This window comes from Pseudoalteromonas sp. 2CM36K (assembly GCF_023161865.1).
Taxonomy (GTDB): Bacteria; Pseudomonadota; Gammaproteobacteria; order Enterobacterales; family Alteromonadaceae; genus Pseudoalteromonas; species Pseudoalteromonas tetraodonis.
In genome coordinates this window covers 1-16,434 of record NZ_JALNTK010000024.1, presented here as the reverse complement: position 1 = coordinate 16,434, position 16,434 = coordinate 1, and the positions used below count along the sequence as shown (strand labels likewise).

Sequence of the window (16,434 nt, the reverse complement as noted above, 5' to 3'; positions counted from 1 at the left end):
AGCCTCTTTTATTACATATTTGTTATTAAAAACACTATTGCTTAAAAGCTATACACCAATGTTAATGAGGTTTCTGTATCAGTTGCTTCTTTGTCATCTGCAACGTCTGAGTTATTGGTTATATTATAGGCCACTTTCATTTGCAGTGAGCCATTAATTTTAGTAAGTAACGCAGTTTCTGAGCGAGTTTTGGTATTAGTATCACCGTACTCCACTGATACTAACTGAGTAAAGCGCGCGTTGTCTGAAATTTTCCAGCTAAAGTCTACTTTACCTAGCGCAATCACTTCGCCTTCGTATTCACCCGCTAGTGAGTTGCCGTTTTCATCAACCTCTTCGCTTACATCTGGGTATTTAAAGTACTTATAACCTGGACCAATTTCAGCATTTAGTTTCATGTTTGACTCGTTTAGTAAACGTAAACCATAACCCGCTGAAATAACCGACTCACTTCGGTATGCACCAAAGTAATCAGAAACATGCGACCCGTAAATAAATAAATGAGCGTGCTTTTCGTTTAATTTGTAATTACCCTGCGCTGAAATAGAGTACTTTTCGTTAGTACGCTGTTTTTCTTTGCTGCCGTCGTCGTTTTCTACTTCATCTTCTTTGTAGATGCCGTCTAACTTATACTCATTGTTCCAGCTTTCTAAGTTATGCAATACTTTAATACCGCCTTTTAACGTGGTTGTTTCGGTATTACCGCTGGTAATAATAGCGCCTACTTCGCTGGTAACTTCCCAGGTTTTTTGCTCATCTTCTGATGCAAATGCATTGGTTGTAGCTGAGGCTGCTACTAAAATTGATAAAAGCTTAAGTTTCATTAAAAAAATAACCCTATAAAAAATGTATTAATACCTATTAAAAAGGCAACGCGCATATTAATAAATCGAATTTGAGCGCTGCCTTAATAAATAAGTATTTTAAAAAATTAGTCTTGCTTGTGTAAATGTACATCCATTTGCGGGAATGGAATGGTAATGTCTGCGTCGTCTAACGCTATTTTAATATTTTCCATTAACGACCAGTATGTTGGCCAGTAATCTTCTGAGTTAACCCAAGGGCGTACGATAAAGTTAACGCTTGAATCGGCAAGTTCAGAAACTGATACATTGTATGCAGGATCTTTTAAAATACGCGATTCGTTATCAAGTACTGATTTAAGTACTTCTTTTGCTTTTCGTAAGTCGGCGTCGTAGCCAACACCAATCACAAGGTCAACGCGGCGTGTTGATTCGCGCGAGTAGTTAATAATTGCATCTGACATGATTTTTGAATTAGGCATTACAATAACTTTGTTATCGGGTGTGCGCATTTCTGTTGAAAATATTTCGATTTTTTTAATCGTACCGGCTTTACCGCCAGCTTCAACGTAGTCACCTGATTTAAATGGGCGAAGTAGAATAATTAATACGCCTGACGCAAAGTTAGATAACGACCCTTGCAGTGCTAAGCCAACGGCTAAACCTGCCGCACCTAAAATAGCAATGAATGATGTGGTTTCGATGCCAATTTGTGACAGCGCCATTAAAATAGTGGCTGCAAATACAATGGCATATACAATACTAGAGACAAACGATGAAACCGCTTTATCTACTTTTTTCTTGTCGAATGCTTTTTCGGTTAACTTTGCACAAAATTTAGCAATTCGTCCGCCCAGTAAAAATATAACAAGCGCTATGACTGCTTGAATACCGTAGTGTAAGATTAAGCCTGAATTTTCATTCAGCCAATTGAGTATTGAATCCATATTAACTCCTGATAGTGTTATTAAACAGTTTAGCGGTGTTGTTTATTGTATTGTAAATCTTTAATACATGTTTGCAACAGCGTTTTACGAGGTTCTAGGTTCAAGGTTCAAGGTTCGAGGTTCGAGGTTCGAGGTTCGAGGTTCGAGGTTCGAGGTTCGAGGTTCGAGGTATTTAAAAACCTTAAGGTTAATATCGCAAGGTTTTTATATCCGTAGCAGCGGGTTTACCCCGCGTCGTTATTAGGTTTTAGGTATTAGGTTTTAGGTATTAAGCCCGTCACCCGTTACCCGTCACCCGTTGCCCGTCACCCGTTGCCCGTTGCCCATTGCCCGTTGCCCGTTGCCCGTTGCCCGTTGCCCGTTGCCCATTGCCCGTTGCCCGTTGCCAATAGCTTAAATATAGAATATTTATAATAAATTTAATTTTTTTGATTTTTTGCTTCACAAGCATGGGGATATTATGTATTATGCGCGCCACACCAAACAAGGTGTATGTAGTGGCGGTTGTAGCTCAGTTGGTAGAGCCCCGGATTGTGATTCCGGTTGTCGCGGGTTCGAGCCCCGTCAATCGCCCCACTATTTTCTAAGTTCCCTCAGTAATATCTAAAGTTAGCTTCTTAATAATCCCTGGCCTTCATAAAACCAAATTTAAAATAAAAATAATACACACTTATCAGTAGCCGCTGGTTCATTCCATGTTACACAGCCTATTTCCCGTATTTACGCTTTAGCCATTATCTCAAAACATATAAGTGCGCACATAACACCTCACCTACGTTTAAACCAAACACCTTGCTTGGCTTAATCTCTGCCTTTAACCTAAAACCTTTGTCTTTTGCCTTTAACCTTTTACCTTTAAAAAGACGCGATATAAAATCGCTGCTACATGTGCGCGAGATGCCCCGCCTACAGGCTATTTTAATTTACCCGCACCTCGCAGCCCGCCGCTCGTAACCTTTAAAAAGACGCGATATAAAATCGCTGCTACACTTTATTCTTTATGCGCAAGGACTCGCTATGAAGAAGGCTTATAGACTCAGGAAAGGGAGGGTCTCATTAACTAATCATTACTATATTGTCACTATGGTATCCCATAATCGTAATAAGCTTTTTACTAAACTTAATATGAATCGTTGTTTAATAAAACATATGCGAGAGCTAGAACGAGAACAACGAATAAAATCAATCGCATTTGTTATTATGCCAGACCACTTACATTGGCAATTTCAAATACTTTCAAACAATACGCTTTCAAATGTAGTTCGTCTTTTTAAAGGTAGAACTGCCGCGAGTTTTTATCAGTTTGAAGTTTATAGATTGTGGCAAAAAGGATATTACGATCATTTAATTCGTAATGAAGAAGATCTTATAGCAAGCGCTCGTTATATTATTGCCAATCCTTTGAGGGCAAAGTTAATAGCCAATGTTGCAGATTACCCTTACTGGGATTGCGTTTATGTTTAATATTACAGCCGACGTGTAGCAGTGGGTTTACCCCGCGTCATGGTGCATTAAAAGACGCGATACAAAATCGCTGCTACATAAATTAAAAACAACTCCTGTAGCAGTGGGTTTACCCCACGTCATGGTGCATTAAAAGACGCGATGTGAAATCGCTGCTACATGTGTGCGAGATGCCCCCGCCTTCGTTCAATAAAAACACTGTGCTTGGCTCAATCTCTACCTTTAACCTTTTGCCTTTACCCTTTTGCCTTTAATCTTTAAAAAGACGCGGTATAAAATCGCTGCTACATGTGCGCGGGATACCCCCCGCCTTCGTTAAACACAAACACTGTGCTTGGCTTAATCTCTGCCTAAAACCTAGAACCTTTGTTTTAACTGGTTATTGAAGGCGCTCTTTCCACTGCTCAATAGGCAATGGCTTTGAAAATAAATAGCCTTGAAATAAGTTGCAACCGCGTTGCTTTAAATAATTAAATTGCGCGGGTTCTTCAACGCCTTCAGCAACACTGTTTACGCCTAAAGCACTGGCCATGTCGATGATCATATTCACAATAGTTTTACTTGAATTATCATCAGTATCCATAATGCCATCGACAAAGTATTTATCTATTTTAAGCTCAGAAATTGGCAACTCTTTCAAATAACTTAGGCTTGAATAACCTGTTCCAAAGTCATCAATTGAAAACCGAAAGCCCTTTTTATTAAGTTCAAGCATAGTCTCTTTTACTAGTTCGATGTCTGACACTAAAGTCGTTTCGGTCAGCTCTATCACTAAGTTACGTGGTGACACTTGCCACTTATGAACACTGGCGAGCAATTTTTCCTTAAAATCGGGGGCTACAATTTGTTTAGCGCTAATGTTTACGGCAATACAGGTGTTTTTTCCTGCTCGGCTGACTTCATGCAGCAACTTACATACTTGATCAACCACCCAATCGCCAATTTTAATAATGGCTTCATTCTCTTCTGCTAGGGGTATAAATTCTCTAGGGCTTATTACGCCCAATTCCTCAGAATCCCAACGTAATAATGCTTCGGCTGAATTAAAGGTATTTTCATTATTAAATTGTGGCTGTAGTACCAGTGTTAATTCATCACTTTTATCAACATTTATTAGTAAATAGCGAATCTTATTGGTACGTTCGTAACGTTTTAATGCATCTAAATCTGCAAAGTAATAACCAAATGGTGCTAGTTTTTTTGCTTGTTTTTGTGCGTATTCCAACTTATCAAACATAGAGCTATAGGAGTCTCTACTCGCATTAATAATTGTACTGCCCAACGAGGCGCTTAGTACCACATCAAGATCATTGATCTTATGTGAGAAGTTATCTAGCGCTAATAATTTAGAGTCTATACTTGGTTGTTGTTGCTCTAGGTAGGATAAATCATTACTTACATTGGCGCTTATAATTAAAAAAGAATCGACTCCGCTTTTGTATAGCTTGTACTCGCCCTGTACCGCATTTGATAGTTTTTTAGCCGTTAAAATGAGTGCTTCGTTGCCCGCCTCAATACCGTACTTAAAGTTAAATTGCGCTAACTTGTCCATATCTAATAATGCTGCATATATGTAGCCATTATTAATGCTGGCACTTTGAAGTAAACTTCTGCATTCGCGTTCAAACCATCGCTTATTTTTTAATCCTGTTATGGGATCTGAATAGGCTAAGTTATAAATGGTATCTTGCGCTTTGAGTTTTTCACTAATATCTCTAACTACACCAATATATTCAACGTTTTGCTCATTAACTGCTTTGGTAAGTGACAATTCTATTTGAAAAGTAGTGCCGTCTTTTTTTCTTGCAGGTAGTTGCCTACCAACACCAATAATTTTAGCCTCACCTGTTTGCTCATAATTTCGCATATACGAGTGATGTTTAGATGCATAAGGCTCAGGCATTAAGTTGTTAATCGACAAGCCAAGCATTTCATTTTGCTTATAGCCAAACATAGTTAATGCGGTTGAGTTACAGTGAAGAATAACACCTTGCTGATTAATAGTGATCACTGCATCATTTAAGTTATTTAAAATAGCTTCAAGGCGATTATTTTTATCATCAACCTTGGCCTTTAATTCATATTCTAAAGTGACATCTTCGAAAGCACCATACACTTTAATAACCTGATGATCATCATTAAAAACAGGGTGACCACTCGTCCGTACCCACTTTTTATTGCCATGAGCATCTACAAACTCAAAGTCTTCACAATAAGGAAGACCTAATGTTTGTAATCGCCTAAAGAGCTGGCTAATACGCACTTGTTCTTCACCTGCGTAATGAGCGATGGCTTGAGCGGTATTTATTTTACTATCAGCAGCAAGCGCATAAATTTTATAAACTTCAGGTGAGAAGTATAACTCGTCGGTTAAAACTGTATATTGCCAACTCCCCACTTTTGCCATACTTTCAACTGCATTAGTAAGCAGCTTTTGCGAACTTGGTTTATTTTCTAAGAAACATTTTTGTAAGTACGCGCTGGTATAATTAGCAAAGCTTAACAAGATCGATTTATAAGATTCTAAATCTTGATGCGCATTAAAATAAAGGCCAACTAACACACCGGTTAGTAAGCCATCATCATTTAAAATCGCAGCCCCAATATAGGCATTGGCATTGATTACCTGTAACAGCTTATTTTCAGGGTAATCTTGCTGTAATTTATGGGTAATAAAGCAAATACTTTGAGTTAAAAGGAGCTCACATGGCGAACCTTCAAGGCTATAAGAAAAGTTTTCAATCACCTCTGTATTGGATAGAACTAACTGCGTAGTAGCTGATTTATCCTCATCAACAGAGGCAATAAATAAGTAATCGGCTTTTATTTCTTGTTGCAATGCACTCAATTGCGCACTTAAGTTTGCGCATTGAGAATACGGTGCTTTATAGGCTGCGCCTATATCTACCGGCTTGCTATTCTTGCTCACGTTATTAACCTATTTTAAAAGAAAGACCTAGTGATGCTAATGCTTTAGAATACTTTTCTATCGTATTAGACTCTGCGCCTACACTATGCGCTTGGGCTAAGTTATCTGAAGACGCACTACTAATATTTGAAATATTACGGCTAATTTCTTGCGATACCATGCTTTGCTCTTCTGCTGCCGTTGATATTTGCGTTGCTAAATCAGAAATATCAGTAATTGCCGCATAGACTTTTGAGACGATATCTTGGCTATTTCGCGTTTCTTTAACGCAGGTCTCTGCCGCATTTTTGCCAGCTGCCATTGTTTTTGACCAATTGAGTAACGTAGATTGCATTTCAGATATAGAGACTTGAATTTGCTCTGTAGCTGTATGCGTTCTGCTTGAAAGCGCACGCACTTCATCAGCAACAACCGAGAACCCTCTACCGTGCTCGCCGGCACGCGCAGCTTCTATAGCGGCATTAAGTGCAAGTAAATTTGTTTGATCGGCAATCCCTTGTATCTCTTGCATTATACCACCAATTTTTTCAGCCTCTGTTGCTAACTCGCTCGCAGAACTTGCTGAGTTATCAACTTCAGTTGCAAGTAACGACACCTCTCGCATAGTGCCTGACATAGCTTGCGTTGCATTTTCGCAGTCTTGGTGAGCTTGTTGAACACGTTGGTTGGTTACTAAGGTATTTTTAGCGACCTCATCAATTGAATGCACCATTTCCTCAACCGCAGAGGATACCTGATATAATTCTGATGCTTCTTTTTCAACGCCAGCCTGCGCAGCTTCAGCACAAACTTTAAGCGAATCAGCTCCTTTGCTAAGGCTTAAAGTACCATCAATAATACGCCCAACAATGGTCGTTACTTTACCCTCAAGTAATTTAATCTGAAAATCACTGTAGCTGAGGCTATCGCTACCAGAATAAATATGCCGAGATACGCTATCTGGGCCTGCCTTGGTTTTTTTGATTTTGCTTGGCGAGCGAATTAATTCTTCGTAAAAAATAATAAAAGGCAGAGGAACAAAGAATAAACATAACCAGAACATATAGCTTGTTAACCAAGCAATTAAAGCTGCACAACCAATAAATAGCGGCAATTTAAATGCAGCTAATTTTTCACTTAAAGGCGTAATTGATTGACCGTTAATTAAACGCTGGTATAGCTTTTCTGCGCGGTGTTTATATTCTGGAAGGAGTTGTTGACGAACTGATTGATAACCTACTTTTTTACCATTTTCGTAAATAGGGGTAACAAATGCATCAACCCAGTAATAACGCCCATCTTTACATCTATTTTTTACAGCTCCTCGCCAAGCGGTATCGCTTTTTAAATGAGACCACATATCTCCAAATGCCGCAGGTGGCATGTCTGGGTGACGAACCATATTATGGTTTTTCCCTTTTAACTCATTGATGGTATACCCTGAAACTTTACAAAAGCTATCATTTGCATAAGTGATAACGCCTCGTAAATCTGTTGTAGAAACTAATTCTTCGTCAATGCCAAACGAAACCTCCTGGTCTACCGTTGCTTGATTTTTTCTACTCATAGTGGGGTCTTCATGATGCTTCTATACTAACTTGCGGGATGTTAATTTATAAATGTATAAAACACAATTATAAATTATTGCTATATTCTAACAGTTCAAAAGAGTCTGAAACTTCATATTACACCTCAGCTTAATAAAATATACATTTAAAAACATACAGTTACAAAATTACATATATGTAATAAAGAGTTATAATTACGAAAAACTCGATTTTAAAATAGGATTTGAACAAAATACAACTGAGCTAAGAATAGTTTAGACTTTAAAGATAAAGGACGCCAAAAATAAGGATAAAAAAATGCCACCAGATGGTGGCATTTACACACGGGGGTATTTCTACTTATAGAAATTTTTTACGAAAATATATATTGAAAAGGTAACATTTAGCCCATTATCTAGCAACATTTAAGCGGGTTTTATCTTACAACCATTAACTCATCGGAACAGTCTTAACCATTACACCTTAATACATACGTATTTTTCTTCTAAGTACTCATCTAAACCCTGATGCCCGCCTTCACGACCAAGACCTGATTGCTTTACACCACCAAACGGCGCAACGGGGTTTGATATAACGCCCTCATTTACACCAACCATGCCAAACTCTAGCCCTTCGCTTATACGATAGATTTGTTTAATGTTTTGGCTATAAAAGTACGCAGCTAACCCATAAGGGACGTCATTAGCAAGCGCAAGTACTTCGCTTTCTTCATCAAATGGGATCACCGTTAATACAGGACCAAACACTTCTTCGTGATAAATATCCATTTGTGTAGTGACATTGGTGACTATTAATGGGTTTTGAAAACTGCCACCTAAATTGCTGTTATCTCCAATTAGCGTAGCGCCTTTATCAACAGCGTCTTTAATCAGTTGTTGCACTTTCTCTTTTGCTTTGGGGTAAATAAGCGGCCCTATATCGGCATTTTCATCAAAACCGTTCGCAACATTGAGCGCAGCGACTTTGGGTGTAATTTTTTCAAGTACGCCATTTAATATATTACGCTGAATAAAAATACGATTTGCTGCAACACAAGCTTGTCCTGAGTTTCTAAATTTGGCCGCCATTAATCCATCAATCGCATCGTCAATATCAGCATTATCAAATATTATAAACGGGGCATTTCCCCCCAATTCCATTGAAGTACGCTTTATTGTAGATGCACATTGAGAGAGTAACTGTTTACCTACACCAGTAGAGCCAGTAAAAGTAAACTTACGTACCACCTCTGAGTCTGTCAGCATTTTGCCAACCTTTTTGGCATCTTGTGACACAAGCACATTAAATGCGCCTTTAACAAAGCCAGCCTGATCAGCTAAATAAGCTAAAGCGATAGCACATAATGGTGTGTGCTCAGAAGGTTTGAGTATAAAACTACAACCTGCGGCATAAGCCGGCGCGACTTTTCGTGTCACCATAGCAACAGGAAAATTCCATGGCGTAATACCTGCTACCACGCCAATAGGTTGCTTGAAGCTAGTTAAACGATGACTGTTATCGGTGGCGGGGATCACATCACCGTAGCTGCGTTTAGCTTCCTCTGCAAACCATTTAATAAAGCCAGCGCCATAATCTATTTCACCTAGCGATTCTTTAAGCGGTTTTCCCTGCTCTTTAGTCATGAGCTTAGCGAGTGTTTGTTTGTGCTTTATTACTAGATCATACCAACGCATCAGGGTTTCGCTTCGCTCGGTCGCATTGGTGGCTTTTAATTTTACAAACGCGCCTTGTGCTGCTGTTATGGCATTTTTTACGCCTTGCTCGTCAATATCGCTAACATCAACAATACTTTGTTCGGTGGCGGGGTCATCAACACTAAAGCGTGTGCTGGTTTGATAAAATTCACCGTTTATAAACGAGTCTGAAAAAATAAGATCACTCAAAATATACCTCCGAAATGGGTTTTGGGCTTCGAGCTTCGAACTTCGAACTTCGAACTTCGAGCTTCGAGCTTCGAGCTTCGAGCTTCGATAAATTAAACAGCCTTATGGTTAACACTACAAGAGTTTTTATTTTAATTTACCCGCCGCTCGTAACCTTTAAAAAGACGCGATATAAAATCGCTGCTACATGTGCGCGGCGTAAAGCCCCGCCTTCGTTCAATAAAAACACTGTGCTTGGCTTAATCTCTACCTAGAACCTTTGTCTTTTGCCTTTAACCTTTTGCCTTTAACCTTTTACCTTTAACCTTTTACCTTTAACCTTTTGCCTTTAACCTTTAACCTTTAAAAAGACGCGGGGTAAACCCGCTGCTACCAAATACAAACAAAAAAGCCGCTGTATCAAACAGCGGCTTTTAATATGATAGTCATTAATTAAAAACTAGTGTTCTTCATTAACGATGTTGAGATTGTACTTAGGTATTTCAACCACTAAGTCTTCATCTCTAATAATTGCCTGGCAACCTAAGCGCGATTCAGGCTCTAAACCCCATGCTTTATCTAGCATGTCGTCTTCTAGGTCATCACTTTCATCTAATGAGTCAAAACCTTCACGGATCACTAAGTGACAGGTTGTACATGCACATGATTTTTCACAGGCATGAGGAATGCTAATGCCATTTTTAAGCGCGATATCAAGTACCGTTTCGCCAGCGGGCGCTTCTATTGCTGCACCGTCAGGACACAACTCCGGATGGGGAAGAAAAACAATTTGTGGCATTCTAATCTCTCTTATATATTGTCTACTGACTGACCCGTTAAGGCTTTTTTAATTGACGCGTCCATTCTGCGCGCGGCAAAATCACTGCTCGCATTATCCATTTTTTCAATGGCCGCTTTTATTTCACTTGGCTCTTGTGCACTCTCGCGTACTTTTGCAAGTTCGTTTATTTCCACTTTCAGCGCAGCTAGTTGCTCAGGCTCAAGTAAGTCACCATCAGCAGCTAAAGAGGCTTCCATCGCTTCTATTACACGAAGCGCTTCAACTTGTTGCTCTTTAAGCATACGCGCTTGCATATCGCCTTTAGCGTTACTCATCGACTCTTTAAGCATATTAGCAACTTGGTCGTCAGACAAACCAAACGACGGTTTTACTTGTATTTCTGCTTGAACACCCGTTGATTTTTCCATGGCCGACACGCTTAGTAAACCATCAGCGTCTACTTTAAAAGTAACGCGAATATGCGCCGCCCCCGCCGCCATAGGAGGAATACCTTTTAAGCTGAACTTTGCCAGCGATCGACAATCGTCAACCAGTTCACGTTCACCTTGTAAAACATGCAACGACATAGCCGTTTGACCATCTTTAAACGTAGTAAATTCTTGCGCACGCGCAACCGGAATCGTGGTATTGCGTGGAATGATTTTTTCAACCAAGCCACCCATTGTTTCAAGCCCTAACGACAACGGTAACACATCAAGTAATAACATGTCTGAATCTGGTTTGTTACCAATTAATACGTCAGCTTGTAATGCAGCACCTAGTGCAACAACACGATCAGGGTCAATTGAAGTGAGTGGCTGTTTATCAAAAAATTCGCCAACTTGAGTACGAACCAACGGCATGCGGGTTGAACCACCAACCATCACGACTTGTAATACTTCTTGGTTTTCAATACCGGCATCTTTTACTGCACGACGACATGAACGAAGCGTTTTTTTAACCAGTGGCATAGCCAGCTCATTAAATTTTTCTCGCGTTACTTCAACCATGTATTTTTCATCGTCAAACTCAAGGCCAACATTTACTTTTTCGTATTGGCTGAGTGCTTCTTTACAGGCTTTGGCTTTATTTATAAATAAACGTAATACCGAAGGAGATAAGCCCGTCACGCCGGTTTCTTGTTTTAGGTAATCAACTAATAATGAGTCAAAGTCGTCGCCGCCTAGGCTTGAATCGCCACCGGTAGCCAGCACTTCAAACACACCTTTATTAAGACGCAGAATAGAGATATCAAAAGTACCGCCCCCTAAATCATAAACGGCGATAATACCTTCCTGCCCTGAATCTAAACCGTAAGCAACGGCAGCGGCAGTAGGCTCGTTTAGTAAGCGCAGTACATTAATACCGGCAAGCTCAGCCGCATCTTTGGTACTTTGACGCTGTGCATCATCAAAATAAGCTGGTACCGTAATCACTGCCCCTAAAATATCTTGATTACCAAAGCTTTGCTCAGCGCGTACTTTTAAAGCATTTAAAATATGGCTTGAGGCTTTAACTGGGCTGATTTTTCCCGCAGCCGTTTCAATAGCCAATGCACCATCATCATCGCAAAACTGATAAGGCAGTTGGCCATAGCTTTGTTCTATTTCGGTTTGCGTTTTACCTAAAAAGCGCTTCACTGAAATAAGCGTATTAACCGGATCGAGTGTAGCTGCTTGCATTGCATCATTACCCACGGTAATGCCGCCAGCTTGATAACGAACCACCGAGGGTAACATCGCTTCGCCTGACTCATCTGTAATAGTGCGTGCTTCGCCGCTTTGTACGGTTGCCACTAATGAATTTGTAGTGCCTAAATCAATTCCAATGGCTAATTTGTGTTCATGTGGTGCCGCGCTCTGCCCCGGCTCAGCAATTTGCAATAATGCCATAATGCTCTTTAAACTCGTGTTGCTCGCTTTGCAGCAAGTAATTAATCGTCAAATAAACTGTCTTCAATGCGTTCAAGTTCGTCTTGTAACTTATATACAAATTTTAATTTGCGAATGTTGTCAGCAGCGTGTTGATATTGTTGCTCATCGTTGCTTGCAAGTTGCTCAGCCAATTCGTTGCTATACTGGGCTTTTAATTGCTTTATTTGCGACTCAAAATTAGCAATAGCGATATCTGGATCACTTGCAGAGGGAAGTTCTTCAAGCTCTTCGCGCAGTTCCATTTGTTGCATCAAAAACATGGGATCTTGCAGTGTTTGCTGCTCAGCGCGAATATCAACGCCCAGCTCACTCAACATATATTCAGCACGTTTAACCGGATGCTTAAGTGTTTGTAATGCGTCGTTAATTTCAGCGGTACTTTGTACGGCCATTAATTTATCACGACTGCTGGCATTAGCATGACGATCAGGGTGTACAGCACGTTGAAGTTCTAAGTAGTGCTTGTTGATCATTGCTAAGTCAATATTGTAGTCAACCGGTATTGCAAATAACTCAAAATAACGCATAACTTCTCACAAATGACAAAGCCCTACATTAACTGGCAGGGCTTATTTATATCTTAAAACAAGTTTGAGCTTAAACGGTAAAGCTTTCGCCACAGCCACACTCATCCGCTTGGTTAGGGTTATTAAATTTAAACCCTTCATTTAAACCTTCTTTAGTGTAGTCGAGCTCGGTGCCGTCGATATAAACTAAGCTTTTAGCGTCAACAATTAAGGTAACGCCTTTGGCCGCAAATGTTTCATCGTCATCGTTTAGCTCATCAACAAACTCTAGAACATAAGCAAGACCTGAACAGCCCGTCGTTTTAATGCCAACTCGCAGGCCAATGCCTTTACCACGGTTTGCTAAAAATGATTGTACGCGGTTTGCTGCCGCATCTGTCAATGTCACTGCCATGAATATCTCTTAGTTTGTATGTTTGCTTTTATAATCTGCAATTGCTGCTTGAATTGCATCTTCGGCTAAAATTGAACAGTGAATTTTCACTGGTGGTAATTCTAGCTCTGCGCTGATATCGGTATTTTTGATAGTCGCAGCTTCGTCTAATGTTTTGCCTTTAACCCACTCTGTTACCAGCGAAGATGAAGCAATTGCGCTACCACAGCCGTACGTTTTGAATTTTGCATCTTCAATAACGCCGTCTGCCGATACTTTAATTTGCAATTTCATTACGTCACCACATGCTGGTGCGCCTACCATACCCGTTGCCACTGACGGATCATTTTTGTCTAGAGCACCTACGTTACGTGGGTTTTCTACGTGGTCGATTACTTTATCACTGTAAGCCATAATTCTATCCTCACTACCTGCTAGGTATGGGCTCCACTAATTAGTGGTGCGCCCATTCAACTGAATCTAAATCAACACCTTCTTGGTGCATTTCCCAAAGAGGAGACATTTCACGCAAACGACCAATCGAGTTTTTTATTAGCTCAACGGTGTAATCAATCTCTTCTTCGGTGGTAAAACGGCCAATACTAAAACGAATTGAACTATGTGCTAATTCGTCGTTACGACCTAGTGCACGTAATACGTAAGAAGGCTCTAAACTTGCAGATGTACAGGCTGAACCTGACGATACCGCAATATCTTTAACAGCCATTAATAACGACTCACCTTCAACAAAGTTAAAGCTAATGTTGACAATACCAGGTACTGATTGGTCTTGCGTGCCGTTAAAGTACACTTCGTCCATATCCGTTAAAATGCCGTCGATTAGGCGTTTACGCAACGCACTGATGTGTGCGTGATCTTTTTCAAAATCTTGTTTTGCAATTCTAAATGCTGCGCCCATACCCACTAATTGATGGGTTGCTAATGTTCCTGAACGCATACCACGTTCATGGCCGCCACCGTGCATTTGTGCTTCTAAACGTGCACGTGGTTTACGACGAACATACAAAGCACCTACGCCTTTAGGGCCGTATACTTTGTGCGCCGAGAATGACATAAAATCTACTTTGGTTTGTTGCACGTCAATTAAAACTTTACCCGCGCTTTGTGCTGCATCTACGTGGAACATAATTTTACGTTCGCGACACATTTCACCAATAGTGTTGATATCTTGGATCACACCTAGCTCGTTATTTACATGCATGATACTTACAAGCACTGTGTCATCACGCATGGTATCTGCTAATTTTTGCAGATCAAGTAAGCCGTTTTCTTCAACGTCCATGTAGGTTACTTCAAACCCTTGGCGTTCAAGTTCACGACATGTGTCGATAACCGCTTTGTGTTCAGTTTTAGCGGTAATAACATGCTTACCTTTTTTCTTGTAAAACTGAGCTGCACCTTTAATCGCAAGGTTATTTGATTCTGTTGCACCCGATGTGAATACAATTTCACGTGGGTCTGCATTAATTAAATCAGCAATGTCAGTACGTGCTTGGTCAACGACTTCTTCAGCTTGCCAACCAAAACGGTGTGAACGCGATGCTGGATTGCCAAAATTACCGTCCATAGTCAGGCATTGCATCATTTCTTTGGCAACTCGTTCGTCAACAGGCGTAGTTGCTGCGTAATCTAAATAAATCGGTAACTTCATTTCTCTCTCCGCTGCAGGTCAACCTTAAAGTTGACAGCTTACTTGAATATTTTCCAACTGCTTAATTGCATCATTAACGCTGTTTTCTTGGCGAAGAGCGACCGCTTTAACGTCCGACTTTTCAACCAGTTCAGCTAAGGTAATATTATTTAAAAATTCTTCAATTCGTGCGCTTAAGTCTGACCACAATGTATGGGTTAAACAACGCATACCACTTTGACAACCAGTATTGCTTCGCTGACACCGTGTAGCGTCAACAGATTCATCTACCGCATTGATAACATCGCCAACTGAAATTACGTCAGCCTCACGTCCTAGTAAATAGCCCCCACCAGGACCTCGAACAGAACTCACTAGCCCATTTTTACGTAAACGGGCAAATAATTGTTCAAGATAAGACAAAGAAATTTCTTGGCGCTGCGAAATATCTGCAAGCGCTACAGGGCCTATATTTGCATGTAGTGCAACATCCAGCATAGCTGTAACGGCGTATCTGCCTTTTGATGTTAACTTCATAACGCCCCCCGCACAAAAGAGTGCAAATTTTAATTACCAGAGTAGATTAGTCAAGTATTCTAGGTTCTAAAAAACTTGCAATACCCGACTGTTTTGGTCAAGTATTGAGTCTATTGTAATTACCTGAGTAATTTAGTCAAGTATTAGTAGAGCAATAAAGGGCGCTATTTATAACTAATTGCTATTTTATAGACTTATTAATTGAGGTAAGAATACCTCGTAATATGTTCATTTCTGCATCTTCAGGGCGAGCACGATTAAACAAACGACGTAGCTTTGTCATTACCATGCCTGGGTGCTGCTTAATAATGAAGCCTGTTTTAAACAAGGTATCTTCAAGATGTTCGTAAAACAATTCTGTTTGTTTAGACGATGGATATAGGGTGTCGTCTTCTTGTTGTTCCGCTTTAGGCTGTTGATTTAAAAATGCCATACGCGTTTCATAACATAAGGTTTGCACAGCCATGGCTAAATTAAGTGAGCTGTATTCTGGGTTAGCAGGAATACACACATGATAATTACACAGTTGTAATTCTTCATTAGTTAAGCCACTGTTTTCACGGCCAAACACAAGCGCTACAGGGCCGTTTACGGCTTCGCCAACAAGCTTTTCACCACATTCTCTCGGCTCTACCATAGGCCACGACAACGTACGCGAGCGGGCGCTAGTACCAATCGTTAATGCACAATCAGCAATCGCATCTGCAACACTATCAACAATAACCGCATTACCTAGTACATCAGTCGCACCTGCAGCCAGTGCGCTGGCATGGCTATCTATTTCACAAGCAGGATCAACAAGGTATAACTTTGATAATCCCATGGTTTTCATGGCGCGCGCCGCTGAACCAATGTTACCAGAGTGTGATGTGTTAACTAAAACGATGCGGATATCATCTAAGATCATTACAGTGCTACTTATCGAGTACAAAAAAATTGCGCAAATTCTAGCATGAAAACGCGCCGAGATCCTATATTCAATAGTCGAGATCTAAAAGATCAGTTCGGGGTTCGGGGTTCGGGGTTCGGGGTTCGGGGTTCGGGGTTCGGGGTTCGGGGTTCGGGGTTCGGGGTTCGGG

14 protein-coding genes and 1 tRNA gene are annotated in these 16,434 nt (G+C 40.4%); 2 read left to right on the top strand and 13 right to left on the bottom strand.

Translation table 11 applies throughout. From position 1 onward, the window contains the following. Positions 1-41: 41 nt before the first annotated feature. Both MTN97_RS14640 and MTN97_RS14635 read right to left on the bottom strand, forming a co-directional pair. The gene (locus MTN97_RS14640) at positions 42-824 is read right to left on the bottom strand and encodes a YdiY family protein (RefSeq protein WP_248474708.1); all 783 of its coding nucleotides are present in this window, start codon (positions 822-824) and stop codon (positions 42-44) included. 107 nt (positions 825-931) lie between these two features. Then, entirely contained in the window at positions 932-1,750 is an 819-nt protein-coding gene (locus MTN97_RS14635; protein ID WP_013464003.1) for a mechanosensitive ion channel family protein, read from the bottom strand. Positions 1,751-2,250: 500 nt separating this feature from the next. Between MTN97_RS14635 and MTN97_RS14630 the strand changes: the two genes are divergently transcribed. Beyond that, a tRNA-His gene (locus MTN97_RS14630) sits at positions 2,251-2,326 on the top strand. Between the two features lie 441 nt (positions 2,327-2,767). Beyond that, positions 2,768-3,214 (top strand): REP-associated tyrosine transposase, encoded by a 447-nt coding sequence (locus MTN97_RS14625; RefSeq protein WP_069439933.1) that lies wholly within the window; start codon positions 2,768-2,770, stop codon positions 3,212-3,214. A gap of 379 nt (positions 3,215-3,593) precedes the next feature. Here the strand turns inward: MTN97_RS14625 and MTN97_RS14620 are convergent, their stop codons facing one another. From MTN97_RS14620 to trmJ, 11 genes are all read right to left on the bottom strand, one after another. After that, on the bottom strand, positions 3,594-6,143 hold the full coding sequence (locus MTN97_RS14620) for an EAL domain-containing protein (RefSeq protein WP_248474707.1): 2,550 nt from the start codon (positions 6,141-6,143) through the stop codon (positions 3,594-3,596). Positions 6,144-6,147: 4 nt separating this feature from the next. Beyond that, a complete protein-coding gene (locus MTN97_RS14615; protein ID WP_248474706.1) occupies positions 6,148-7,689 on the bottom strand; it encodes a PAS domain-containing methyl-accepting chemotaxis protein in 1,542 nt (513 codons plus the stop codon). 456 nt (positions 7,690-8,145) lie between these two features. Then, the gene (locus tag MTN97_RS14610) at positions 8,146-9,573 is read right to left on the bottom strand and encodes an NAD-dependent succinate-semialdehyde dehydrogenase (RefSeq protein WP_248474705.1); all 1,428 of its coding nucleotides are present in this window, start codon (positions 9,571-9,573) and stop codon (positions 8,146-8,148) included. 439 nt (positions 9,574-10,012) lie between these two features. Further along, the gene (fdx, locus tag MTN97_RS14605) at positions 10,013-10,351 is read right to left on the bottom strand and encodes an ISC system 2Fe-2S type ferredoxin (RefSeq protein WP_008113929.1); all 339 of its coding nucleotides are present in this window, start codon (positions 10,349-10,351) and stop codon (positions 10,013-10,015) included. Between the two features lie 11 nt (positions 10,352-10,362). Further along, the gene (hscA, locus tag MTN97_RS14600) at positions 10,363-12,225 is read right to left on the bottom strand and encodes a Fe-S protein assembly chaperone HscA (RefSeq protein WP_010390592.1); all 1,863 of its coding nucleotides are present in this window, start codon (positions 12,223-12,225) and stop codon (positions 10,363-10,365) included. 41 nt (positions 12,226-12,266) lie between these two features. Next, complete coding sequence (hscB, locus tag MTN97_RS14595; RefSeq protein ID WP_008113925.1) at positions 12,267-12,794, bottom strand: co-chaperone HscB; 528 nt, start codon at positions 12,792-12,794, stop codon at positions 12,267-12,269. 70 nt (positions 12,795-12,864) lie between these two features. Then, positions 12,865-13,188: an iron-sulfur cluster assembly protein IscA gene (gene iscA, locus MTN97_RS14590; RefSeq protein ID WP_008113924.1), complete on the bottom strand. Its 324-nt coding sequence runs from the start codon at positions 13,186-13,188 to the stop codon at positions 12,865-12,867. A gap of 9 nt (positions 13,189-13,197) precedes the next feature. Further along, positions 13,198-13,581, bottom strand: a complete 384-nt coding sequence (iscU, locus tag MTN97_RS14585) for a Fe-S cluster assembly scaffold IscU (protein ID WP_008467675.1) — start codon at positions 13,579-13,581, stop codon at positions 13,198-13,200. Positions 13,582-13,621: 40 nt separating this feature from the next. Next, entirely contained in the window at positions 13,622-14,839 is a 1,218-nt protein-coding gene (locus MTN97_RS14580; protein WP_036981250.1) for an IscS subfamily cysteine desulfurase, read from the bottom strand. Between the two features lie 24 nt (positions 14,840-14,863). Continuing rightward, positions 14,864-15,355: a Fe-S cluster assembly transcriptional regulator IscR gene (gene iscR / locus MTN97_RS14575; protein WP_008113921.1), complete on the bottom strand. Its 492-nt coding sequence runs from the start codon at positions 15,353-15,355 to the stop codon at positions 14,864-14,866. A 181-nt stretch (positions 15,356-15,536) separates the two neighbouring features. Continuing rightward, positions 15,537-16,262, bottom strand: a complete 726-nt coding sequence (gene trmJ / locus MTN97_RS14570) for a tRNA (cytosine(32)/uridine(32)-2'-O)-methyltransferase TrmJ (RefSeq protein ID WP_138627298.1) — start codon at positions 16,260-16,262, stop codon at positions 15,537-15,539. Positions 16,263-16,434 lie beyond the last annotated feature (172 nt).